This is a genomic window from Parvularcula marina, assembly GCF_003399445.1.
Classification (GTDB): domain Bacteria; phylum Pseudomonadota; class Alphaproteobacteria; order Caulobacterales; family Parvularculaceae; genus Parvularcula; species Parvularcula marina.
Window position 1 is genome coordinate 2,816,603 of sequence record NZ_QUQO01000001.1, and the last position, 22,294, is coordinate 2,838,896.

The 22,294-nt window shown below is 58.8% G+C and carries 30 protein-coding genes, 1 tRNA gene and 1 pseudogene; 16 read left to right on the plus strand and 16 right to left on the minus strand.

The window, feature by feature from the left end; translation table 11 throughout:
* Nucleotides 1-54: 54 nt before the first annotated feature.
* The 3 genes from DX908_RS13450 to erpA are packed head-to-tail and all read right to left on the minus strand — an operon-like array spanning nucleotide 55 to nucleotide 1,697.
* A complete protein-coding gene (locus tag DX908_RS13450) occupies nucleotides 55-849 on the minus strand; it encodes an exodeoxyribonuclease III (protein ID WP_116392816.1) in 795 nt (264 codons plus the stop codon).
* A gap of 3 nt (nucleotides 850-852) precedes the next feature.
* Nucleotides 853-1,308, minus strand: coding sequence for an MAPEG family protein (locus DX908_RS13455; RefSeq protein WP_116392817.1), 456 nt, complete (start codon nucleotides 1,306-1,308; stop codon nucleotides 853-855).
* A 44-nt stretch (nucleotides 1,309-1,352) separates the two neighbouring features.
* Nucleotides 1,353-1,697, minus strand: a complete 345-nt coding sequence (gene erpA, locus DX908_RS13460) for an iron-sulfur cluster insertion protein ErpA (RefSeq protein WP_199564718.1) — start codon at nucleotides 1,695-1,697, stop codon at nucleotides 1,353-1,355.
* A gap of 132 nt (nucleotides 1,698-1,829) precedes the next feature.
* Between erpA and DX908_RS13465 the strand changes: the two genes are divergently transcribed.
* On the plus strand, nucleotides 1,830-2,273 hold the full coding sequence (locus DX908_RS13465; RefSeq protein WP_147303808.1) for a polyribonucleotide nucleotidyltransferase: 444 nt from the start codon (nucleotides 1,830-1,832) through the stop codon (nucleotides 2,271-2,273).
* On the opposite strand, the gene DX908_RS13470 is transcribed toward DX908_RS13465, so the two are convergent.
* Nucleotides 2,274-3,338, minus strand: coding sequence for a sialidase family protein (locus DX908_RS13470; protein ID WP_233508697.1), 1,065 nt, complete (start codon nucleotides 3,336-3,338; stop codon nucleotides 2,274-2,276).
* Between the two features lie 230 nt (nucleotides 3,339-3,568).
* Here DX908_RS13470 and DX908_RS13475 point away from each other — a divergent pair, with 230 nt between their 5' ends.
* The 8 genes from DX908_RS13475 (at nucleotide 3,569) to tatC (ending at nucleotide 9,825) form a co-directional block, all read left to right on the plus strand.
* Entirely contained in the window at nucleotides 3,569-4,783 is a 1,215-nt protein-coding gene (locus DX908_RS13475) for a deoxyguanosinetriphosphate triphosphohydrolase (RefSeq protein WP_116392820.1), read from the plus strand.
* A gap of 99 nt (nucleotides 4,784-4,882) precedes the next feature.
* On the plus strand, nucleotides 4,883-5,665 hold the full coding sequence (locus DX908_RS13480) for an SPOR domain-containing protein (protein WP_116392821.1): 783 nt from the start codon (nucleotides 4,883-4,885) through the stop codon (nucleotides 5,663-5,665).
* 9 nt (nucleotides 5,666-5,674) lie between these two features.
* Nucleotides 5,675-6,694 (plus strand): beta-N-acetylhexosaminidase, encoded by a 1,020-nt coding sequence (gene nagZ / locus DX908_RS13485; RefSeq protein ID WP_116392822.1) that lies wholly within the window; start codon nucleotides 5,675-5,677, stop codon nucleotides 6,692-6,694.
* Entirely contained in the window at nucleotides 6,694-7,515 is an 822-nt protein-coding gene (locus DX908_RS13490; RefSeq protein ID WP_233508698.1) for a segregation and condensation protein A, read from the plus strand. Before nagZ ends, DX908_RS13490 begins: the two co-directional genes overlap by 1 nt.
* The gene (gene scpB, locus DX908_RS13495) at nucleotides 7,512-8,363 is read left to right on the plus strand and encodes an SMC-Scp complex subunit ScpB (protein ID WP_116392823.1); all 852 of its coding nucleotides are present in this window, start codon (nucleotides 7,512-7,514) and stop codon (nucleotides 8,361-8,363) included. Before DX908_RS13490 ends, scpB begins: the two co-directional genes overlap by 4 nt.
* Before the next feature lie 71 nt (nucleotides 8,364-8,434).
* Nucleotides 8,435-8,668, plus strand: coding sequence for a twin-arginine translocase TatA/TatE family subunit (gene tatA, locus DX908_RS13500; protein ID WP_116392824.1), 234 nt, complete (start codon nucleotides 8,435-8,437; stop codon nucleotides 8,666-8,668).
* Between the two features lie 15 nt (nucleotides 8,669-8,683).
* Nucleotides 8,684-8,989 (plus strand): Sec-independent protein translocase protein TatB, encoded by a 306-nt coding sequence (gene tatB / locus DX908_RS13505; RefSeq protein WP_116392825.1) that lies wholly within the window; start codon nucleotides 8,684-8,686, stop codon nucleotides 8,987-8,989.
* 5 nt (nucleotides 8,990-8,994) lie between these two features.
* Nucleotides 8,995-9,825, plus strand: a complete 831-nt coding sequence (gene tatC / locus DX908_RS13510) for a twin-arginine translocase subunit TatC (RefSeq protein WP_116392826.1) — start codon at nucleotides 8,995-8,997, stop codon at nucleotides 9,823-9,825.
* A 57-nt stretch (nucleotides 9,826-9,882) separates the two neighbouring features.
* On the opposite strand, the gene DX908_RS13515 is transcribed toward tatC, so the two are convergent.
* Nucleotides 9,883-10,347 carry a Ros/MucR family transcriptional regulator gene (locus DX908_RS13515; RefSeq protein ID WP_116392827.1) on the minus strand — a complete coding sequence of 155 codons (465 nt, stop codon included), beginning with the start codon at nucleotides 10,345-10,347 and terminating at the stop codon, nucleotides 9,883-9,885.
* Between the two features lie 317 nt (nucleotides 10,348-10,664).
* Here DX908_RS13515 and glyA point away from each other — a divergent pair, with 317 nt between their 5' ends.
* Nucleotides 10,665-11,957, plus strand: coding sequence for a serine hydroxymethyltransferase (gene glyA / locus DX908_RS13520; RefSeq protein WP_116392828.1), 1,293 nt, complete (start codon nucleotides 10,665-10,667; stop codon nucleotides 11,955-11,957).
* Nucleotides 11,958-12,012: 55 nt separating this feature from the next.
* Here the strand turns inward: glyA and DX908_RS13525 are convergent, their stop codons facing one another.
* The 5 genes from DX908_RS13525 to DX908_RS13545 are packed head-to-tail and all read right to left on the minus strand — an operon-like array spanning nucleotide 12,013 to nucleotide 14,444.
* On the minus strand, nucleotides 12,013-12,471 hold the full coding sequence (locus tag DX908_RS13525) for a VOC family protein (protein ID WP_116392829.1): 459 nt from the start codon (nucleotides 12,469-12,471) through the stop codon (nucleotides 12,013-12,015).
* Nucleotides 12,472-12,473: 2 nt separating this feature from the next.
* Entirely contained in the window at nucleotides 12,474-12,821 is a 348-nt protein-coding gene (locus DX908_RS13530) for a DUF1428 domain-containing protein (RefSeq protein ID WP_116392830.1), read from the minus strand.
* 12 nt (nucleotides 12,822-12,833) lie between these two features.
* A complete protein-coding gene (locus DX908_RS13535; RefSeq protein WP_116392831.1) occupies nucleotides 12,834-13,316 on the minus strand; it encodes a VOC family protein in 483 nt (160 codons plus the stop codon).
* Nucleotides 13,317-13,329: 13 nt separating this feature from the next.
* Nucleotides 13,330-13,809 carry an SRPBCC family protein gene (locus DX908_RS13540; protein ID WP_116392832.1) on the minus strand — a complete coding sequence of 160 codons (480 nt, stop codon included), beginning with the start codon at nucleotides 13,807-13,809 and terminating at the stop codon, nucleotides 13,330-13,332.
* Nucleotides 13,806-14,444, minus strand: coding sequence for a TetR/AcrR family transcriptional regulator (locus DX908_RS13545; protein WP_116392833.1), 639 nt, complete (start codon nucleotides 14,442-14,444; stop codon nucleotides 13,806-13,808). Before DX908_RS13545 ends, DX908_RS13540 begins: the two co-directional genes overlap by 4 nt.
* A 127-nt stretch (nucleotides 14,445-14,571) precedes the next feature.
* Between DX908_RS13545 and nrdR the strand changes: the two genes are divergently transcribed.
* From nrdR to DX908_RS13565, 4 genes are read left to right on the plus strand one after another with little or no spacing between them, the layout of a single operon-like run.
* The gene (nrdR, locus tag DX908_RS13550; protein ID WP_116392834.1) at nucleotides 14,572-15,024 is read left to right on the plus strand and encodes a transcriptional regulator NrdR; all 453 of its coding nucleotides are present in this window, start codon (nucleotides 14,572-14,574) and stop codon (nucleotides 15,022-15,024) included.
* Between the two features lie 2 nt (nucleotides 15,025-15,026).
* The gene (gene nusB / locus DX908_RS13555; protein ID WP_116392835.1) at nucleotides 15,027-15,512 is read left to right on the plus strand and encodes a transcription antitermination factor NusB; all 486 of its coding nucleotides are present in this window, start codon (nucleotides 15,027-15,029) and stop codon (nucleotides 15,510-15,512) included.
* A 6-nt stretch (nucleotides 15,513-15,518) separates the two neighbouring features.
* Entirely contained in the window at nucleotides 15,519-16,457 is a 939-nt protein-coding gene (thiL, locus tag DX908_RS13560) for a thiamine-phosphate kinase (protein WP_116392836.1), read from the plus strand.
* A 19-nt stretch (nucleotides 16,458-16,476) separates the two neighbouring features.
* Nucleotides 16,477-17,487 carry a YeiH family protein gene (locus DX908_RS13565; protein ID WP_116392837.1) on the plus strand — a complete coding sequence of 337 codons (1,011 nt, stop codon included), beginning with the start codon at nucleotides 16,477-16,479 and terminating at the stop codon, nucleotides 17,485-17,487.
* A gap of 11 nt (nucleotides 17,488-17,498) precedes the next feature.
* Here the strand turns inward: DX908_RS13565 and aroQ are convergent, their stop codons facing one another.
* Both aroQ and DX908_RS13575 read right to left on the minus strand, forming a co-directional pair.
* The gene (gene aroQ / locus DX908_RS13570; RefSeq protein ID WP_116392838.1) at nucleotides 17,499-17,930 is read right to left on the minus strand and encodes a type II 3-dehydroquinate dehydratase; all 432 of its coding nucleotides are present in this window, start codon (nucleotides 17,928-17,930) and stop codon (nucleotides 17,499-17,501) included.
* Between the two features lie 61 nt (nucleotides 17,931-17,991).
* Nucleotides 17,992-18,273 carry a DUF2312 domain-containing protein gene (locus tag DX908_RS13575; RefSeq protein ID WP_116392839.1) on the minus strand — a complete coding sequence of 94 codons (282 nt, stop codon included), beginning with the start codon at nucleotides 18,271-18,273 and terminating at the stop codon, nucleotides 17,992-17,994.
* A 74-nt stretch (nucleotides 18,274-18,347) separates the two neighbouring features.
* On the opposite strand from DX908_RS13575, the gene DX908_RS13580 reads away from it, so the two are divergent.
* Both DX908_RS13580 and DX908_RS13585 read left to right on the plus strand, forming a co-directional pair.
* Nucleotides 18,348-19,229: a DUF924 family protein gene (locus DX908_RS13580; protein WP_116392840.1), complete on the plus strand. Its 882-nt coding sequence runs from the start codon at nucleotides 18,348-18,350 to the stop codon at nucleotides 19,227-19,229.
* Between the two features lie 131 nt (nucleotides 19,230-19,360).
* Nucleotides 19,361-19,437 (plus strand) — tRNA-Arg (locus DX908_RS13585).
* A gap of 529 nt (nucleotides 19,438-19,966) precedes the next feature.
* Here the strand turns inward: DX908_RS13585 and DX908_RS16800 are convergent.
* The 4 genes and pseudogenes from DX908_RS16800 to DX908_RS13610 all read right to left on the minus strand — a co-directional run.
* A pseudogene (locus tag DX908_RS16800) lies at nucleotides 19,967-20,989 on the minus strand (recombinase family protein); the annotation flags it as partial.
* A complete protein-coding gene (locus tag DX908_RS13600; protein ID WP_147303809.1) occupies nucleotides 20,986-21,288 on the minus strand; it encodes a hypothetical protein in 303 nt (100 codons plus the stop codon). The gene DX908_RS13600 and the pseudogene DX908_RS16800, both read right to left, overlap by 4 nt.
* A gap of 257 nt (nucleotides 21,289-21,545) precedes the next feature.
* Nucleotides 21,546-21,854 (minus strand): hypothetical protein, encoded by a 309-nt coding sequence (locus tag DX908_RS13605; RefSeq protein ID WP_116392843.1) that lies wholly within the window; start codon nucleotides 21,852-21,854, stop codon nucleotides 21,546-21,548.
* A gap of 33 nt (nucleotides 21,855-21,887) precedes the next feature.
* A complete protein-coding gene (locus DX908_RS13610) occupies nucleotides 21,888-22,283 on the minus strand; it encodes a hypothetical protein (protein WP_116392844.1) in 396 nt (131 codons plus the stop codon).
* Nucleotides 22,284-22,294: the final 11 nt, after the last annotated feature.

Genomic DNA, 22,294 nt, shown 5'->3' on the forward strand with positions numbered 1-22,294 from the left:
CAACACATATGGGCAATCATTATCGTTAGTCAATAAAGCCTCTGGGGCTTTACCTCAGGCAATCTCGACCCACACAGGCACGTGGTCGGAGGGTTTGGTTTCTTTCGAGCCGCTATTGGGTTCGCGCACGGCGCGGTCGGCATCGCCGCCCACAAGCCGGTCGACGGCCTGCGGCGAGAGGAGGAGGTGATCGATCCTCAGCCCCTTGTCCTGATCCCATGCGCCGCCCTGATAATCCCAGAACGTATAGAAGGGCTCAGGCTTCAGGTGATGAAGGGCCTCGAAATAGCCAAGGTTCAGGATGCGCCGGAAGGCTTGGCGTGTCTCCAGCCGGAAGAGGGCATCTTCGCGCCATTTATCCGGGGCATAGACGCCTTGGGGTTCCGGAATGACATTATAATCCCCACACAGAACAGTAGCTTCTTCAAGCGCAAGGAGGCTTTCCGCGTGCGCCGTGAACGCCTCCATCCAAGCGAGCTTATAGTCATATTTCGGGCCCGGCGCCGGATTGCCATTGGGCAGATAAAGCCCGCCGACCCGGACGGGATCTGTATCTTCAGGCAGGATCACCGCTTCGATATAGCGTGACTGCTCATCCTCGAAACCGGGCACACCGCGGATAACATCCTCGACCGGATGCTTTGAGAGGAGAGCAACGCCATTATAGGTCTTCTGGCCGAAAACCTCGACATTATAGCCGCGGTCTTCGAACTCACTGGCGGGGAAGTTCTCGTCGATACATTTGATTTCCTGCAGTACACAGACATCTGGTTTCGCTTCGTCGAACCAGTGAAGAATGCGAGGCAGGCGGGCCTTGATCGAATTGACGTTGAAACTGGCGATCTTCATGCGTCAGCCGCCGAGCCCGGTGAGCGGATTGGCGCCGGTCAGGAGCGGGCTGTCTTTCGCCGCCAACGCAACAACGATCCAGAAACCGATCAGCGTGGCGACCCCAGCGGCAAATGCAAGAAAGCGCTGCCGGACATTATTATAGGTCACATGGATGATGGCGTGGATGATCCGCAGACCAACAAAAGCCCAGGCAAAGATGCCAGCACAGAGCCCCGTCGCCCCGACCATCAGCGCGAGGAGGCAGCCGATATAAAACAGGACAGGGAGTTGTAGCTGGTTCGCAAAGCTGTTCGCGAATTTGCGGCTGCGCTCGGAATAAACGGAATTATCGAGCGCCGCAGGTTTGTAGATCGAGGGGTCCGCTTTGAGATCGCGGATCCGGTTGCCGGGAATGAACAGGAGGATGACGAAGGTCAGGCCAACCTGAATAAGCATGGGGAGGAAGATCGTGTTCATGGGGCGGGTTTAGCGCTGTTTTCGCAGCCTTCCACCACAGAAGTTCAGATCGAAAAACTCGTCCCGCAGCCGCAATTGGCGGTTGCCAGCGGATTGTCGATCTTGAAGGCCGCCGCGATTAGCTCTTCGGTGTAATCGATGACGGCGCCGGGCATATATTGCTGGCTCATCTCATCGATCAGGACCACCGCGCCGTCGCGCTCAAGGACCAGGTCATCATCCTCGCGTGCTTGTACGATCTGGAAGTCATACTGAAAGCCTGAACACCCGCCGCCGAGTACAGCGATCCGCAGCATCGAGCCCTCAGACTCACTGCTGAGGATTTTCGAGATCCGCCGCGCGGCGCGGTCGGTCATTGTGATGTCGGGGCTGTCATTTCCGTCTGCCATGACCGGAAGATAGGCAGTCCTGCGCCGCTTTAACAGGGGAAAGAAAATCAGCAGCCTTGCTGCCATTCGCGGAACCGGCTGGGCACATCCAGCGTTATGATCAGGTCTCATTTTGACGAGGGGATTTTCATCATGACCATTTCACGCCGCCTTCTTCTTCAACGCCTGGGCTTTGGGGCCGCTGCCCTGCCGCTCGGTGCCTGCGGTTCGATTCTTTATCCTGAACGCCGGGGCCAGCAGAGCGGGCGCATTGATGCCGGTGTCGCTGTGCTCGACGGGATCGGGCTCCTGCTTTTCCTTATTCCCGGCATCATTGCCTATGCCGTCGATTTCCATACCGGCGCGATCTACCTGCCGGGGACAGGCGCGAGCCTTGAGACCGAAGATGATCTTGCCGCCGTGCCGTTCGAGGGGCCGTTGACTGATGAGAAGATGGATGAGGTCTGGGAAGCTCAATATGGCCGCGAGCGTCCCTTCCGGAATGCGGAGCTGCAATCCCGGCCGATCACCAATTTGGCGGAGCTCAAACGCGAAGTGCGACTCGCGCGGAATGGCGAGGGCCGCCGCTTCGGCTGATCAGTTTGGCGTGGTCAGGGAAGATATCGGCACGCGGGTGATCTCGATATCTTCCTTGTTCGTCGCATAGGCGACATAGAGCCAGCCGTCCTGAACGAGGCTTTTGGGATAGCTGTATCCTTCGCGCTTGTATTTCCCTTCATATCGCTGCGGCGGCAGGTCTTCACGGCTGCGCAGCAAGAATGCACGGTCAAACAGGACCCCATCCTCACTCAGTGTCAGGACAAGCGGCAGGCGCGTCTTGTCAGTTGAGGGGTTATTGACCTGAAATGCCGTGCCGTTCGGCAGATTGCCGGCGCTTTGCTTTGAGCGGCTGTCAGGGAAATTGGTCAGCACCGGCGTCGTCCAGCTCTCACCCCGGTCGCGGCTGAGAGACGCCAGTTTCAGATGGCTGCTTGCCTGATCGCGAAAGGTCATGACCAGCGCGCCATCGGCTCGGCGGTACCAGCTTGGCTCAAGCTCCCGGCTGACCAGGCCCTCATGGGGCAGGTTACTCATCTGGCCCTTGGTCCAGCCCGAAATGCCGGAGGGATCATCGGTGTAATATGGGCTGACAATCAGGCCGGGCGGCTCATGAACCGCTGTCAGGATGCGGCCATCGGGGAGGGCGCGCATATCCTGCTCGATGACGCCGGAAAGGGCGGTGCCATCCTTGCGCATGACTGCTTTCGGCTCGCTCCAAGTTTGGCCATCCGTACTCGCACGATAAAGCGTGTAACTGTGATCCGGACTGCCGGGCCGTTCCGGCCAGACGAGAAGATAGGCGATCAGCTTCTCGCCATCCGTCCACCAGCCACCTGAGGTCATGATCCCCTGTTCGAGGGGCGCTGACAAAAGGGCGGGGGCGGACCATTCGGTTCCGTCATCGCTGACCGAATAAAGAACGCGCGTATCGGCAGCGTCCTCATCCTGGAGCGAGGATTGCCACATCGCGTAAAGCTGTCCATTGAACCCGATCAGTACCGCGGCGTGGTTATACTGGGCGCTTCCCTCTTCGGCGCGGAAGACAGTGTAGGTTTCTGCGCCCTCGGCACGCGAGCGCCCCAGCGTGTCTCTCTCTCTCATTTCGAAAAGTCCGTCCGCTACATGGAAGGGCGGTGCGGTCTCTGGCTCTGCATCGCTGCAGCCCCACAAGAAGGTAGCTCCAAAGATAAGGACGAGCGGCTTGAGAATTGATACCGGTGTCATTGTGCGACCTTATCTACTGCGACAAGCCGTGAAAAGGGAGAGGCCTTGAGATTCGCGGCAAATGGGCCGAACCGATGGGCCCATCGTGACATTCCCGGAGGCCTCCGATGCCGCTTCCTTTTCCCGCGCCGCTCGCCCCTTATGCCACTCGTGCCGAGAAGACGCGCGGACGGCTCCATGCCGAACCTGAATCCGAAACCCGCACGCCGTTCCAGCGGGACCGCGACCGGGTCATCCACTCGGTCGCCTTCCGGCGGCTCAAGCACAAGACGCAGGTTTTCGTCTTTCATGAGGGCGATCACTACCGCACGCGCCTGACCCACAGCCTTGAGGTTAGCCAGATCGCGCGCTCGCTCTGCCGTCGCCTGCGCCTCGATGAGGATCTGGGGGAGGTCGTCGCACTCGCGCATGATCTTGGCCATCCGCCCTTCGGGCATACGGGCGAGGACGTGCTCGAAGAGTGCATGGCCGATTACAGCGGCTTTGATCACAACGCCCAGACATTGCGGGTGCTGACAAAGCTGGAGCGCCACCGCGCCTCCTATGACGGGCTCAACCTCTCATGGGAGACGCTCGAGGGCACGGTGAAGCATAACGGGCCGATCACGGGCGCACTGGCCGAAGAGAAGGCCAAGGCGAAAGGAAAGAAGCTGGAGCCGATGCCGGCGGCGCTCGCGGAATATGCCGCCGGGCACGATCTGGAGCTTCATACCTATGCGGGGCTTGAGGCCCAGATCGCGGCGCTTGCAGACGATATCGCCTATAACAATCATGATGCGCAGGACGGGCTGCGCGCCGGGCTTTTCACCATGGCGGAGGCCAAAGACGTGCCGCTGCTCGGGCCGTCGCTTGCCAGCGTCTGTCGCGACTGGCCCGATGCGCCTGAGGCTGTGCAGATCGCTGAGGCGGTCTCGGTCCTGATCGGTCGCATGGTCAATGACGTCTTCGAAGAAACCTCCCGCCGCCTTGCGGAGCTCAACCCCGCATCTGCCGAAGAGGTGAGGGCGGCGAGCGAGCCAATGGTCGCTTTCTCCGAAGCGCTGGCGCCTGACATCCGGACTCTTCGCGAATTCCTGTTCGGCAAGATGTACCGCCACTACAAGGTCAATCGCGCGCGCAGTCACGCGAAGCGAATCGTGAGAGACCTCTTTCAGTTGTTTTTCGAGGAGCCGGGCGTCCTGCCGCCGGTCTGGTTCAACCGCCAGGAGGGCAAGCCGGATGACAAGCGAGCGCGGGCGATCTGCGATTATATCGCTGGCATGACGGATGGATTTGCCATCGAGGAACACAGGAAACTGTTCGATGCGACCCGCTGGTTGTAGCTCCCCAGCCAAATGTTAACGCCACGTTTACCAGCTTGGTTGCTATTGCAATTTGGACGTTGGCGTTGCGTGGGGGCAAAGCCGTCGCGGAGGTAGGTAATGTCAAGCACATCCATCGCGGATGAAGGATATGATGATCTCGAAGATGACGGAGGCCTCTCCGGCTTCTGGATCCTGTCCATCTTCCTGATCGTTCTCAGCGTTTTCTCAGCCATCGTCTATTTCGCGTATCAGCGTGGACTGGCCGACCGTTCGGCTGGTGCCGATCTGCCGATTGTCTCGGCAAATTCGGAGCCCGTGCGCGAGGAGATCGAGCTGACACCGGCCGATACGACCCGTGATACGGTGATGCAGGAGCTCAACTCCACCGACACCTCGCGCGTCGTGGCCGATATCGATCCGCAGGAAGACCCGCTTACCGGCTATGATGATGACCCTGTCTCATCTTCCACTGATACGAGCATGGACCTCGGCGGCGATGAGCCGACCGATCCCTTCCCGCAAACCGCTGTTCTTGATGATCCGGTTGTCGATACGCCGCCTGTGCCGACTGTGGCACCGCGCGAAGAGCGTCCGACGACGACCACCCGTCCGCAGCCGCAACAGACCACCACGACGCCTGCTGCCGGGGCGGCTGGCACATGGGCGGTACAGATCGGCGCCTTCGGCTCGAACGACGAGGCGATGAACAATTATAACCGCCTGTCAGGCCGCTACGGCACGCTGATCAGCGGGCAGACGCCTGAGGTGAATGTCGCTGTCGTCAACGGGGTGACCTATCACCGCCTCTGGGTTGGTGAGTTCGGCAGCCGCGATGCCGCGCAGTCGCATTGTAACTCCCTGAAAGCTGCCGGGCAGGATTGCCTTGCCCGCCAGCGGTAACGGGCCACCATGGTCCGTAATGTGATCTTCGGCTGTGAGGGCCAGTCGCTCACAGCCGATGAAAAGGCTTTCTTCTCGGATACGAACCCATGGGGGTTCATTCTCTTCCGGCGAAATTGTGAGACGGCGGAGCAGACGCGCATCCTGTGTACGGAGTTGCGCACGCTGCTTGGGCGCAATGTTCCGATCCTGATCGATCATGAAGGCGGCCGCGTCAGCCGGCTCTCCCCGCATATTGTGCCCAAACGCGTGGCGATGGGGGAGATAGGCGAACTGGCCGAAAAGGCCGGACTCGATAAGGCCGAAGAGGCCGCGCGGATCGCGGGCGAGATCCTGGGCCGGGATAGCCGGCTGGTTGGCTGTAACGTCAATTGCGCGCCGATGATCGATGTCCGCCAGCCCGGCGCCCATGACATTGTCGGGGACCGCGCTTTCTCTGAAGACCCTGAAATCGTCGCAAAGCTGGGCCGCGCACTGGCCGATGGGCTGTTTGCGGGCGGCTGCCTGCCGATCGCCAAACACATCCCCGGCCATGGCCGCGCCATGTGCGACAGCCATCTCGACCTGCCGCGCGTCTGCGAAGCGGGGGAGGGGCTGGACAGCACGGACTTTGCACCTTTCCGGGCGCTCAATGATATCCCGCTCGGGATGACCGCGCATATCGTCTATGAGGCGGTCGATCCCGACCAGCCGGCAACCCTTTCGTCGAAAGTCATCGATGATATCATCCGGGGACAGATCGGTTTTGACGGCCTCCTGATGACCGATGATCTTTCGATGAAGGCGCTGACGGGCAGTTTCACTGAACGGGCCGAGGGCTCGCTCAAGGCAGGCTGTGACCTTGTTCTTCACTGCAATGGCGACATGGCTGAGATGGTCGCGGTCGCGATTGGCTGTGGTCCGCTGAGCGCAGAAGCCGCAAGACGTAGCGAAAAAGCGCTGTCTCAACTGCGTGAGCCATCTGCCATTGATATGGCAAAACTTGAGGAACGCTTTGCCTCATTGATGGAACCGTCTACTCTTTCTTAATGGATGGTGATTCGCTGACCCCGCCGGAAATGGCGGCTGAGCCTCAAGACGAGAATTTCGACGAACCGGTCAGGGCCGAACCTGATCCGGAAGACTTCCTCGTGCAGCTTGATGGCTATGAGGGGCCGCTCGACGTCCTCCTTGATCTGGCGCGCCGTCAGAAGGTGGATCTGCGCCATATCTCTGTGACGGCGCTGGTTGATCAGTATCTCGCCTTTATCGAGGAAGCCAAGAAGCGCGATCTCGAACTCGCGGCTGACTATCTCGTCATGGCGTCCTGGCTGACGTTCCTTAAATCCAAGATCTTGCTGCCGAGCCCCAAAGAGGATGGCGAGGAGCCGACCGCCGACGAGCTCTCCGCGCGGCTGGCTTTCCAGCTCCAGCGCCTCGATGCCATGCGCAAGGCGTCCGAAGACCTCCATGCGCTGCCTCAGCTTGGGGTCGATGTCTTTGCGCGCGGGCAGGAGGGCTTGCGGGTTGAGACCCAGACCTCATTCACGGCGGATCTATATGATCTCCTGAAAGCCTATACGACCCAGCGTGTGCGGAGTATTCCGGTCACCTATCATCGTGACCCGCCGCCGGTCTATGCACTCGAAGCTGCGCGCGAGCGGCTCGAGCGCCTGCTTGGCGAGATGCCAGACTGGTGCTTGCTTGCCACGGTTGGTGGCGGGGATGGCCGGGCGCCGGCTCGCTCGGTCGTCGCCAGTAATTTTTCCGCCGCCCTCGAATTTGCCAAAAGCGGTTCGGTTGAGCTTCGTCAGAGCGCGCCGTTCTCGCCCATCTATCTGCGAAGTGCCCGTAAGGAGTCCCATCAATGAGTAAGCCAGAGGCGAAGGAAGATGAGCCGCTCGATGCCCGCGGCGCACAGGAACGTCTTGCCGCCGAATATTCGCCCGAAACGGACGATACGGATACGGAGCTGGCGGATGAGCCTGAAGGGAAGGAAGGCCAGGTCGTGACCCTCGACGGGGAAGAACGCGAGGAACAGGAAAACCCCTTCGCCCGTGAAGCGGCGGATGCCGAGGCGCTGCGCCGCCTTGAAGCCGTGCTCTTTGCGTCCACAACGCCGCTGACCGAGGCAGCGCTTGAAGAGCGCGTGCCGGGCGCGGATCTGCCGCGCCAGCTTGAACTCCTGGAGCGTCATTACGACCGTCGCGGTGTGAACTTACGCAAGGTGAACAATGCGTGGCAGTTCGTGACTGCCGCCGATGTCGCCCATGTCCTCGTTGAGCACCGGACACAGCAGCGCAAACTCTCCCGCGCTGCGCTCGAGACGCTTGCCATCATTGCCTATCACCAGCCCTGTTCGCGTGCCGAGATCGAAGAAGTGCGCGGCGTCGCCGTTGCCAAAGGCTCGCTCGACCAGCTTCTGGAACTTGGGTGGATCCGTCCGCGCGGCCGCCGCGAAGTGCCGGGCCGACCGCTGATTTACGGCACGACACCAGCGTTTCTTGAGCATTTCGGGCTTGAAGCCCTCTCGCATCTGCCGGGGCTTTCTGACCTTAAAGCCGCTGGCCTTCTCGAAGCGCGCCTGCCGCCGGGCTTTGAAGTGCCAACCCCACGTGCCGATGACGCCGAAGAGGGCGAGGATCCGGCATCTCTCGGGGAAGAGTCGGAATTCCACGCCGAATTCACCGAAGGTGACATCGACGACGGTGATGATTAAGTATCCCGTATAATTACGTGCATTGATTTCAGGGCTATAATAGACCCCGATCTCAATATCGGAGATGTCCCATGGCCGTAGGTTGGCAGCAATTACTTATCGTTCTCGTGATCGTGCTTGTCCTGTTCGGCGGGCGCGGGCGGATTTCATCGATCATGGGGGACATGGCGAAGGGCATCCGCTCCTTCAAAAAGGGCCTCAATGACGATGAGGACGAGAAGGGCGCAAAAGGCGACGCCAATATCGCCCATGAGACGCCGCCGACCAGCCCGGCCTCGGAATCTTCAGAAAAGACCAAGGCATAAAGGCGGCTTCTCGCCATGAACCTCGTTCCTCAGGTCGGCATGGTCGAGCTTTTGACGCTCGCCATTCTCGCACTGATTATCGTCGGACCCAAAGACCTGCCGCGCCTGCTCTATGGTGCCGGCAAGATCGTCGGCAAGCTCCGCCGCATGGCGGATGAATTCCGCGCGGGCTTTGACCAGATGGCGCGCGAGGTCGAGATCGAGGAAATGCGCAAGGAAATCGAAGAGCTCAAGAAAGTGAATGTCGAGGAGGATGTCCGCTCGGCCCTTGGTGAGATTGACGAAAATCTTGACGTCAAGAAACAGAGCTCCGGGAACTGACGGATATGTCTGATACCAGCCGTGCCGTGGGTGAGCATTCTGGAGAAGAAGAGCTCGATGAAGTCGAGGCGAGCCGCGCGCCGTTGATGTCTCATCTGATTGAGCTGCGGCGGCGCCTGATTTTCTGCGTGGTCGCGCTCATCATCGGTTTCGGTCTCTGCTTTGCGTTCTCCTATACGCTCTACAATCTGCTGACGATCCCATTTGTTGAAGCCACAAAAAGAGCAGGCCTCGAAGAGCAGGCGGTTCTGAATTTTCCTCCGCTTGGGCTGTTCTTTGCGCGAGTGAAGCTCAGCTTTTTTGCCGGGCTGATGGTCGCGTTCCCGATTATCGCGTGGCAGCTCTATGCCTTTGTTGCGCCTGGCCTCTACCGGCATGAGCGGCGCTCCGTATACCCCTTCCTGATCGCGATTCCCTTCCTCTTCGCGGGCGGCATCGCACTTGTACATCAGGTGATCCTACCTTTCGTCATGAATTTCGCATTGTCGATGGAGGCGCCCGCCGAAGCAGCGGGGCAGGCGAACTTCAATCTGCTGGTCTTTGTCGGGGATTACCTCAATCTTGCGCTGACGCTGATCATCGCCTTCGGCTTTGCCTTCCAGCTGCCGGTCGTCATGACATTGCTTGGGCGGGCAGGGGTCGTGACCCCGGACTGGCTGCGCCGCAACCGGCGCTTTGCAATTGTCATCATCTTCCTGGCGGCAGCATTCCTGACGCCGCCCGATCCGGTCAGTCAGGTCACGCTGGGCGTCACCATCTGGGCGCTTTATGAGCTGTCGATCCTGATGGTCGTTCTGATGGGCAGTGGCCCTGAACGAGAAGACGAGAGCCAATAAAAAACGCGCCCGCTATTGGGGCGCGTTCTTCACAATACTTATTGTATTCGGAAAGGGTCAGGAGGCGCGCTTGCGCCCGCGCTTGACCGGAGCCGCCTTGCGGCCGCCAGCGGTACCGAGGCCAATCTTTTTGGCAAATTCGGAACGGCGCTTGGCATAATTCGGGGCAACCATCGGATAATCAGCCGGCAGGTTCCATTTGCGGCGATAATCGTCCGGAGACATATCATACTGGGTGCGCAGGTAGCGCTTCAGCATTTTGAGCTTCTTGCCGTCTTCGAGGCAGATGATGTGGTCGTCCGTGATCGACTTCTTCACCGGGACGGCCGGTTTCTGGTTCGTCTGTTCAGCTTCGGTTGTGCCGCCCAGGCTCTGCAGTGTCGCATAAGTGGCGTGGAGCAGATCCTGCAACTGTTCTGCCGGCACAGAGTTGTTGCTGACAAAAGCGGAAACGATGTCCGTGGTGAGGTTCAGCGTATCACTTCTGCTGAGGCTATCTTCACGCGTAGCGCCATCATCCATAAGAAGGTTCCTTTCCGGTTTCTCTTATTTTCTATTATCGAAGTTAGAAGTACGCCACATCACTTAATATGTCTTGCGTATTTCAGGAGCGAGGTGGGCCAATACATCCAGTATAACTGCAATACAATAGATTTCCTGTGTGAAACGGCGGTAATGAGTACTGGAACAACTGTTCCGGGAATAATGCGATTTTTTTGTGGCAATCAGCGATGTGAACATATGCCGCAAATTGCAATGGAATAGGCAACTGGCCGTTGCCGATTCGGGGAAGCTGGCGTTACAAGCCGCGTCTAACCCTGCTTGAAGAGGCCTGTCCGATGAGTGCCACTCCCGAATTCCAGTCCGCCGCCAGTTCCTTTTTCACGGACGACCTGTCCATCTCCGATCCGGACATGGCCGGCATCATTTCCCGCGAGGAAGTGCGGCAACGTGACCAGATCGAACTGATCGCCTCAGAGAACATTGTCTCCCGCGCTGTGCTTGAAGCACAAGGGTCAGTACTGACGAATAAATATGCCGAGGGTTATCCGGGGCGCCGCTATTATGGCGGGTGTGAAGTCGTCGACGAAGCCGAAGAGCTGGCGATCAATCGCGCAAAGAAACTCTTTGATTGTGAAGAGGCGCTGGTCCAGCCGCATTCGGGCAGTCAGGCCAACCAGACAGTCTTCATGTCCCTGATGAAACCGGGCGATGCTTTCCTCGGTCTTGATCTGGCAGCGGGCGGTCACTTGACCCATGGCTCAAAGGTCAACCAGTCCGGCAAATGGTTCGATGCGCACCATTATACTGTCGATCCCGAAACGCACATCATCGATATGGATGAAGTCGGACGGCTTGCCGATGAGGTGAAGCCGAAAATGATCGTTGCGGGCGGTTCTGCCTATGCGCGGACTCTCGACTTCAAGGCGTTCCGGGAGATTGCTGACCGGGTCGGCGCCTATCTCATGGTTGACATGGCCCATATCGCGGGTCTGGTCGCAGCGGGCGAGCATCCATCGCCGCTGCCTTACGCACACGCCGTGACGTCAACGACGCACAAGACCCTTCGCGGTCCGCGCGGCGGCCTAGTGCTGACCAATGACAAGGATCTTGCAAAGAAATTCCGCTCGGCACTGTTCCCCGGCCTGCAAGGCGGTCCGCTGATGCATGTGGTGGCGGCAAAGGCTGTTGCCTTCGGTGAAGCACTGCAACCTCAGTTCAAGGAATATATCCGTCAGGTCGTCAAGAACGCGGATGTGCTCGCCAATACACTGATTGAGGCAGGCTATGCTGTCGTCTCAGGCGGTACGGATACGCACCTTGCGCTGATCGATCTGCGTCCCAAGGGCGTGAAAGGGAATGCCGCGGAAGAGGCGCTCGAACGCGCGCATATCACAACGAACAAGAACGGCGTGCCGAATGATCCGGAAAAACCGGCGATCACGTCGGGCATCCGGGTCGGCTCGCCGGCGGCGACCAGCCGCGGATTCGGCGAGGCTGAATTTGCGGAAACCGGTCGTTTGATGGCGCGTGTCCTTGATGCGCTCGCTGAGGGCGGGGACACATCAGCAGTCGAGCAGGAGGTTGCGGGCGAGGTCAAAAAACTGCTGACCCGTTTCCCGATTTACTGATCTTCAGGAGGCGGATGAGGAGGGCGATTGCCGGAGATGGCAACCGCCCATCCTTTTATCCAGTTGCGGCGGCTTCCAGTCCGGCAATGTCGATCTTCTTCATCGCCATGAGGGCACCGCCGACCCGTTGTGCCTGAGCCGCATCACCAGCATGCAGCAGGCGGGGCAGGGCTTTTGGGACGATCTGCCAGCTAAAGCCATATCTGTCTTTCAGCCAGCCGCACATGCTCTCTTCGCCGCCATCAGCGATGAGGGTCGACCATAACCGGTCTGTCTCTTCCTGATCTTCTGTCAGTACAGAAATGGACGTTGCGGCGCTGGCCGGAAAGCGGCCATCATTCATGTTCATCACCATGAAGGGCGCGCCGCTCAGGGTGAATTCGACAATCCCCGGCATACCGTCATAGACCGCATCGATTTTGCTGTCTGGCAACAGGGAAGTGTAGAACTCTGCCAGCTCCTTGGCCTGATCCTTCACCCACAGGCAGGTGCGGAGCTTTGATGAAAATTCCATGATCAGATCTCGAAGATCTGATCAAAGCCACCAAAGATCATCCGCTTACCATCAAAAGGCATCTCGCCCCCGGCCATGCGTTCGTCCGCCATCGCCTTCTCCCATCCGGCGTCACGGGCGACCTTGCTTTCCCATTTGATGAAACCGAAGACGACTTCCTCGCCTTCTTCTCTCAACACGGCCGTGTGAAGCGAGTTCACTTGACCTTCCGGCACGTCGCTGCCCCAGCAATCTGTCACGGACAGGGCGCCATATTCCTTGAAGATGGGATCCATCGTCTTGGCGAAGTCGAGATATTTTTCTTTGTTCCCGGACGGTACCGGGGCAAGGAACAAATCGTAGTAGGTCATATTTTCTCTCCTTTATGAGTTGCGGACGGCCGCTTCGAGAGCCGCAATGTCAATTTTCTGCATGGTCATCATCGCTTCAAAAGCGCGCTGGGCTTTGTTGCGATCCGTGCTGGTCGTCAGTTCCATGAGGATCTTCGGGGTGATCTGCCATGAATGCCCCCATTGGTCCTTGCACCAGCCGCACTGGCTTTCCTGCCCGCCATTGCTGACAATGGCGTTCCAGTAGCGGTCGGTTTCTTCCTGATCTTCAGTCAGGACCATAAAGCTGACCGCTTCATTTGGTTTGAAAGTCGGGCCACCATTCAGGCCGAGGAATTTCCTGCCGAGTACGGTAAATTCGACCGTCAGCTCACTGTCGGCCCGACCGTCGGGGAAATCGCTGGGCGCGTAATTGATGCGCTCAACGCTGCTGTTCGGAAAGGTCGCGGCGTAGAATTCTGCGGCCTTGCGGGCTTCGCCGTGGTCATACCACAGGCAGTTGACGAGATCGGACATGCCTCTCTTCCATTCAGACTTGCCGAGCCAGCTCATCAAGTTGGGCGGAAGCGGCTTTCCAGCCATCTTCAAATCCCATCTCGAGATGCGTTTTCATCGTTGCCTCTTCATTGTGACGTGCGCCCCAGATCATTTTCGTGCCGCCATCATCCATATCCGACAGCTCCACAAAACCAGTCATGAAATGGCTAGGAGCCGGCATGAAACCTTCGCGGTAGGCATCGGTGAAGACGAGGCGCTCTTCGGGCACGATCTCCAGCCAGATGCCGAAATTCTCGTGCCGCTCACCATTCGGGCTTGCCATGATGGTATTCATCCGTCCTCCGGGGCGCAGGTCAAAATCGGCTTCGGGCACATGCCAGGGCTTGGGGCAGTACCATCGCTTGAGTAGCTCTGCCTCCGTCCAGCAGCGCCAGACGATATGGCGCGGTGCATCAATGATCCGTTCAATGACGAGGGTCAGAGGCGCTTCCTGCCTGAATGTCACTGTCATCTGGTGTCTCCCTTTGATTTTTGTTGTGAGAAGAGAATTTCGACGTAACGCCGAAGGTGGCTGACCATATCGCGGGCGATATCCGCATCGCCTGTCGCCTTGGCGAGAATGAACGCCCCCTGAAGAACGGCTTGTGTGTGAAGGGCGAGGCTCTTTGGCGTCCAATCGGCCTTCATTCCGCGGTCGGTCATCGCCGCCCTGATATCGGCTTCAAGGGTTTGGGCATGGCCCGTGATGCTGTCGCCACAGGCGCGGGTGATCGCTTCAGATTGTCCGTAGACCTCTTGGGCCATGGTTCCAACGAGACAGGTAAATTCGTGCAGCTCGCCTTCGAGGATCTCGAGGCGGAAATCGATATAGGCAAGGAACCGCTCCAGCGGATCAGCGGGCTCGTGATAGGGCGCGCCCGCGAAAAGCCCGCCCGTCATCTCCGACCAGAACTCGGCTGCGGCGACGCCCAGCGCTTCCTTGCTGTCAAAGTGATGGAAGAACGCGCCCTTGGTAACGCCTGCTGCCGCGCAGAGATCATCGACCGTGGTCGCCGAATACCCCTTTTGCCGGATCAGGGTCAGCGCCGCCTCCAGCAATTTGTCCTTTGCCGTCACTCGCCGCTTGGATGTTGCTGTTGCACTCATGCCGTCTCAATACCAACCAGTTGGTATGTTGTCTAGCGAGGAAAAGCAGAGCGCCCTGTGGGCGGCTAAACCAAAACAGCCACAATATCTGGTATCTCTGGCAAAGACCGACTAAAGGCGCTCGATCATGCGATGCCCGTTTTGCACAAGTGAAGACACGCAAGTGAAGGATTCCCGTCCTGCAGAGGAGGGGGCGGCCATCCGCCGTCGCCGCCAATGCAGTGATTGCGGGGCCCGCTTCACGACGTTTGAGCGTGTCCAGCTTCGTGAACTCACCATCGTGAAGTCCTCGGGCAAGAAAGTGCCCTTTGACCGCGAGAAACTGCATCGCTCGATCAGCATCGCCACGCGCAAGCGGGATATCGACGCGGAAACCATCGAAAGAGTGGTCTCCAGCATTGTCCGCGATCTCGAAGCGTTGGGCGAGGCGGAAATAACCTCGCGCAAAGTGGGCGAGTATGCCATGGCGGCGCTGCAAAAGGTCGATGATGTGGCCTATGTGCGATATGCGAGCGTCTACCGGAACTTCCGGGAAGCAAAAGATTTCGAAGCGTTTTTAGGGTCGATGGAGGCCGAGTGAGTATGTCCGGCACCACAGAAATTCGGGGCCGCGCGGTTGAAGCGCGCACCATGGCGCGTCTTGCCGCGGTTCAGGCCCTTTATCAGATGGAACATTCCGCGATCGGTGTCGAAGCCGTGATCCGTGAATTCCAGTCCTTCCGCCTGGGCGGGGAGATGGAAGGCTCATTGCTGCGTGATGCGGATGCGGAGTTCTTTGCCGAGACCGTCCGCGGCGTGGTCGAGAACCAGCGCGGCATCGACCCCTTCATCCAGAAACATCTGTCAGAAGGCTGGACGCTCAAGCGGCTCGATGCGACGGCGCGCTCGATCCTGCGCTGCGGGATTTTCGAGCTGATCCGCCGGCCGGACATCCCCTGGCGCGCGACCGTCGACGAATATGTCGAGATCGCGAACAGCTTCTTTGACAGTGGCCAGACCGAGCCGCGCTTCATCAATGGCGTGCTCGATGCATCCGCGCGGGAGATCCGGGCGGACGAGGTCAGCTGACCTTCCATGGATGAATTCGAGCTGATCGCCCGATATCTCGCGCCATTGGCGGGGGAGGGGGCGTTTGGGCTCAAAGATGATGCAGCGTTCCATCACGGGGCCGTCATCACCAAGGACCTTTTGGTCGACGGCGTTCATTTTCGTACGGATGATGGCTGGGCCTCTGCAGCCAGGAAATGCTTGCGCGCCAATATCTCCGATATTGTGGCAAAGGGGGCCGCCCCGGACGGCGTCTTTCTCGGGTTCGTCTGGCCGTCAGATGTGAAAGAGGTCGAGATCGCCGATTTCTGTGACGGGCTGTCAGCGGACATGACTGCCTATGGGCTCTCATTACTGGGGGGCGATACGACACGCCACCGGCTTGCGGGTGCGCCGCTGACGGTCAGTATCACCATGACCGGCCAGCCCGGCCCGCGCGGCATGGTCCGCCGCGACGGGGCTAAGCCGGGCGATGCGCTCCTTGTCACGGGCACGATTGGCGATGGTTGGCTGGGCCTCGAGGCACTCCTTAATGGGTGGACGGATTATTCTGGCGCAATTGATGCCTATCTTGCGCCCCAACCCCCGGCGCCCATTGCGCCTGCCATTGCGCAATGGGCGAGTGCCGCGATTGATATCTCTGACGGCCTGCTCGCTGATGCTGGGCATCTGGCAAAGGCGAGCGGTGTCCGGCTGAAGATTGAAGGCGATCAGCTTCCCTGGTCCGAGGATGCGGCGCGCTGGATCAAGGGCGGCGGGGAGCGCGGTCAGCTTGTGACAGGCGGCGATGATTACCAGACGCTACTTACCGTCCCATCCGATAATGTCCGTCAACTGATGGAAGAAGCGGAAGCCGCCAATTGCCGCTTGACCGTAATCGGCGGGGCTGTTGAAGGGGAGCCTGCGGCTTTCATTCATGCCGCGGACTGGCAGGTTCTGGGTCGAGGCGGCTTTTCGCATTTCTGACGGGGCGGGGACATAGATCATGACGGCGCTGGCGCTCCGGGACAGGCTGGGTAAGGCATTCGGGGCCCTTGGCCCCGGCGTCCTGATAGCGTTCACAGTCGCGGCAGCGTCGATGTTCATCTCGGAGCATTACAATGCCCCCGTCATGCTGATGGCGCTTCTGCTCGGCATGGCGTTCAATTTTCTCTCAGAAGACAATCGCTGCGCCGCAGGGATCCAGTTCACCTCCAGCCGGCTTCTCAAGATCGGGGTCGCCTGCCTTGGCGTGCGCGTGACCTTTGATCAGATCATGAGTGTCGGCGCCGTACCGCTGATCTCGATCCCTATCTTCATTGTCCTGACGATTGCTCTTGGTGCGCTGCTTGCGCGTCTCATGGACCGGCCCATCGGTTTTGGGTTTCTCACCGGCGGGGCTGTGGCCATCTGCGGCGCATCCGCCGCGCTTGCGCTCTCGGCGGTCCTGCCCAAAACGGAGGTCTCCCAGCGCAACACGCTCTTCACCGTGATTGCGGTGACGACTCTCTCGACGCTGGCGATGATTGCCTATCCGATCATCTTCACCAATCTTGGCTTCTCTGATGTGCAGAGCGGCATCCTGATCGGCGCGACCATTCATGATGTCGCTCAGGTCGTCGGCGCAGGCTATGCGATCTCGGACGAGGCGGGCAATGTGGCGACCTATGTGAAGATGATGCGCGTCGCCATGCTGCCGGTCGTCATCATTGCCTTCTCCCTTTATTTAAGGAGGGGGACGGACGAAACGGCAAAGGCGCCCATGCCGTGGTTTGCGATCTCCTTCGGCATCGTCCTGCTGGTCAACAGTCTCGGGATCCTGCCGGGCTTTGCCGTCGAGGCGATCCGTGCGCTGTCGCAATGGCTGCTGGTCGCGGCCATCGCCGCGCTCGGCATGAAAACCTCGATGAAGGCCATGCTCTCGCTCGGCGGCAAGCATATCGGCATGGTCGTGCTCGAAACGCTCTTCCTGCTGGTGATGGCAATCGGGGTCGTTGCGCTTTTCATCCCCGAATAAAGGGGAGGGGCTTAGCTGCCCGTCATATTGATGAGCGCGGTGACGGCCAGCCGATAGCCCTCTGGTCCCGCGCCCGCGATGACGACATTCACGACCGGGCTGACATAGGAATGGTGCCGGAATTCCTCCCGCGCCAGCGGGTTGGAGAGATGCACCTCAACCTTCGGCACCGCCACGGCTTTGAGCGCATCATGCACCGCGATCGACGTATGCGTGTAGCTCGCCGCATTCAGGATCAGCCCGTCGGCCTCGCGACCCGCTCGCTGGATCAGATCGACCAGCGTGCCTTCGCTGTTGGTTTGCTCAAAGATGATCTGGTGGCTCTCGCCCGCATGCTCCTTCACCATCTCGGCGATTTCTGCGAGCGTCATGGAGCCATAGATTTCCGGCTCGCGCGTGCCGAGCAGGTTGAGGTTGGGGCCGTTCAGAATGTCGATGCGCATGGGGTCATATCCTCGCTGCGCGCTATCATCGGCGAGCCCGCGCCGAATGGCAATCCGGGGCTCAGCGCTCGCCCAGCGCCGTCAGGTAAAGGTCAAGCAGGGTCTCCATTTCCTGGCGGTCATGGTTCTCCATTTTCCGCAGGCGGATCACCTGACGCATGATCTTGGTGTCATAGCCTTCGCCCTTGGCCTCGGCGAAGACCTCCTTGATGTCTTCCATGATCGCCTTCTTGTCTTCTTCGAGGCGCTCGATCCGTTCGATGAACAGCCGCAGCCGGTCGGCCGCGACGATATCCGTCGAGGAGGAAGAGGTGTCGTCAAAGCTTTGTGATCCATCGGCCATGGTGCATTTATCCCGGGAATTGAAAAACGAAACAAAGCCCACACATCCCGTCTTCGCAAACCGGAGTTATCCCCATGCGGCTGTTCAGACGCCCCCCCACCACTGAAGGCTCGGCCGCGCCGGTTATGGAGCTGCATGCCGTTGAGGGGCTGGCCATCGCCCGCAAGGGCAAATCGATCGTTGCGGCCAGCACTGCCGCACGGCTGTTAAAAGAGGGCAGCTATCCGGACGTCCTCTATTTCCCTGCCGAAAATATCCACCCCACAGCTCATCTGCCTGTGGAGGGCACGACCACCTGTCCGTGGAAGGGCGAGGCGAACTACTACACCGCCGACGGCGCGCCAAAGGCCGCCTGGACCTATTATTCTGCAAAGGATCTCGTCGCCGAGATCTCGGGCATGATCGCCTATAATGATGCCTATATCGATGTTGAAACGCTTTCCCTGCCGGCGGTGCCTGCCGAGGCGGAGGAGGTTCTGACCTTCTGGCTGGAGGAAACCCCGTCTGAGCTGCATTTCAGGGTCGATCCGGAACTTGATGCGGCGATTGCGGCGCGGTTCGGGGCGCTGTTTGACGAAGCGGCGAGGGGGGCGCTGGATGACTGGCAGGAAACCCCGCGCGGCACGCTGGCGCTCCTGATCCTGCTCGACCAGTTCTCCCGCAATCTCTTTCGCGGCAAGGCCGAGGCCTTCGCGCAGGATGAAAAGGCGCAAGGGATCGCCGCGCGCTTGGTCGAGAAAGGCTGGGATCTGGCGCTGAGCCCCGATGAGCGGGCCTTTGCCTATCTGCCCTTCATGCATGCCGAGGACATGGACCTTCAGAACCGCTCAGTGGATCTTTTCATGAGCCGCCTGCCAGGCAGCACGAATGTCAGCTACGCGCTCGGCCACAGAAAGACCTTTCACCAGCATGGCCGGTTCCCCGGCCGCTACGAGGCGCGCGGTATCACTTCATGAAAGTGGCGCCGCTCGGGGGCAGGACAGGGCGCTGCGCGACTGTTTTCTGGGGTTGAGAAAAATGAGTGGCATGAGCGAAAGTCCTGCTTGCTTTCGAGAAACGCTTTGTCCATAAGCGGCCTTCCCGCGCTGCACCGGTAGCTCAGCTGGATAGAGCACCAGACTACGAATCTGGGGGTCGGGGGTTCGAATCCTCCCCGGTGCGCCATTTTCTCAAATGACATAGATTCACCTTTCGGATTCTGGTTAAGCCCTTGAATTAACTGGAAGGGAACGGCTGGGCAGACCGTTCGAAAACCTTCATTCCGCTTATACGGAATCTTCTTCTGGAAGCCCAATCTGAGCACCAGCCGCTTGGAGGCGGTATCACCCGAACGCCAGATTTCTTGCGGGTTTGCGAGGAAGTGCATGGCCATTCGAAAAGTCTCCTCGAAGGGCTTTGCAGGCTTGCGGCTATCGCGGGCCTGTTCCGCAAGAACAAGCTTTTGCTCCTCAAGCTGATGAATACGCCTTTCATAGGCGGTGACGACGGACGGACTTGAAGCTTCCACGATCCTATCGAGCAGGCCGGTAATCTGTCTCTCTACCTTGGCGATTTCGCGCTTGAGCTGCGCTCCAATCTCTTTGGCCTGTGCAAGCTGGTGCTCCCAGATGTCGGCAAACATGATGCGGGCGATCTTGGTGAGCTTCACGGTCGGCTGGAGAGTCCCTAGCAGCGCGTCGAAATCCCCTTCGAGTTCATCGCGGCGGATCGATTTGCGGTAGCTCGGGCAGCCTTTGCCGAAGCACATATAGTAAGGGTGCTTCACGCCTTTGTAGCCGGTTGACCAGCTTGAGGTCATCGGCTTGCCGCAATCGGCGCAGGTGACGAACCCCCGCAGCGGGAAGTCTTCGCTGAGGTCTTTGCGGTAGGGCGCTTTGCTGCCGTCCTTGAGGCGCTGCTGAATGCGCTGGAAGGTCTGATAGTCGATCAGCCCGTCATGGCGGCCTTCGCGCAAGGAGACTTTCCAGTTCGGCACTTCGATGTACCCGGCATAAAGCGAGCGGGTGAGTAGGTTCGTCACCCGCTGAAAGCTGATCTCGCCATTAGGCCGGTCTTTCGGGAAGGCGGGCTGGCGTTCGAGAAAGCGCTTCACTTCCGATTGCGTTTCAAACCTCCCGGACGCGAAACCCTGCAAGGCTTCCTCGACAATGGAGGCGAGCGGTTCGTCGCGCACCATCACCTTGCCTTCTCCGCCGCGCCGCTCAAATTTGTACCCATACGGAGGATGAAACACCCAATAGCCGTTCATGGTGCGGGCGCGCATCCGGTTCTTGGTCTGCTCGGCATTCTTCTGGCGCTGGTGCTGCGAGACGGACGCCAGCAGGTTCTCGACAAGCTGGGAGTCGCTGTCCTCGCCGAACTCAATGGAGGGGCTTTGTAATACCCCGCCCGCCGTGGCGATGGCGGCGCGAAGCTGCAAATGCGCTTCAAGCCCGCGAGCCAGCCGCGAGATATCATCGACGATCACCGCATGAGGTTGGCCGCGATGGGCGCGCAGGAAGCCGAGCATTTCCACCATGCCGGGGCGGGTGGTGAGGCTTCCCGACATATCGTCGGTGAAGACCTGCACCACCTCAAGGCCGCGATAGCGGGCATATTCCCGGCAGCGCGTTTCTTGTGAGGCGAGCCCTGAGCCTTGCGTTGTCTGTTTGACGTTGGAGACGCGCGCATAAATGACAGCCTCGGTCAGGCTATTGGTGGCAGTTTCGGCTTTCATGGCGCGCGCTCCTCCTCAGACGTCAGATTTTCATTGGGATCATCCGATAATACCATCTCGCCGGACTCATCGCCCGCAAATCCGATTGGCATTCCAAGATATCTGTGGACGGAACGCACATCGAAACCGAGATCGACGAACTGCACCATGACATTCCAGAGCGCAGTCAAGAGCTCGTCAGCTTCATCATCGGTGAGGCCGGAGTCTTCAAGGTAAGGCCGGTATCGCTCAAGCGCCAAGGTCGGAGGCCGCAACTGTGCTGTCTCAGGGGTTCCGTCTGTCCGTGGCTTGTCGCTCAAGATACCTTCCTTGCTCTCTTCTGCCCGCCTGATTGCGGGACAAAAACCACACCAGCTTATACCAGAAATCCGAAAAAGTACAGGAAAAGATTCCTATACTGATATATAGATCCTAAAATGGTGTTGATCCTCCAAATATTCTATCGATTAAAGCGGGGATAGTCTTGGTGAATTCTATGGAAATAAGCACCTCGCGGGTTTTATTTCATCTGAATTGTAAAGATGTCACACTTAAATAATAAATCAGTGTAAGGATGTTATTTATCCCAAAGCTCTGCGTAGAATTGCAAGCAAATGCTGAAGCTCTCCTCTAGAGACAGACTCGCCAAATCAGGATGACATTGCCGGGCCGAGTATTCATTCCTAGCTAGTGAAAGGAGAAGGCCGGGCGTCGCCATGCCTTCTGAGATCATGTGATCGTAGGTGCGCCAAATGTTGCGGTTGAGGCGTAAGCCGATTTCTCTATCCTCGAGAGTGAGCCTTCGATACTCGGTGACAAGACACTCCTCAACGGCGGCCTCTTCTGCCCGGAGTTTCTCAAGCTTCAGAATAGAGTCATAGTCCATGCTCATTATTATACAGCATACGGATAAAAAATGCTATCTCTCACGTCCAGCCCCTTTGTTGAATACAGGTCTTAAGCTGCCACGTCCTTTGGCCCTCTTGAAGTCGTGTTGAAGTAGGCTTTTTCTGGTTTTGTCACCATAAAACCGACCTTTCTGTTCTGCCTTGATCGCATCGCGTTCTTTCTCTTGGGCGACTTTTCTCTGGGCCTCGCGTATTTTTACTGCTGTCAGGGGTAGCATCTTTGCGACCGACTTTTCCGTCCCAATCATCCCTTTCGGCGCCATGCCGGTTCGGGCGGTTTCAGGCGGCGTGTAGGCCCTATCCGTATTGGTCTTGAGGGATTTTCCGGTGTTAGTACCGTCGCCACCGGATGGGATTCCTTCGCCGGAAGATCGGCCACCGTTTCCGGTGGAGTTCGACGATGTCATACTGAATCCTT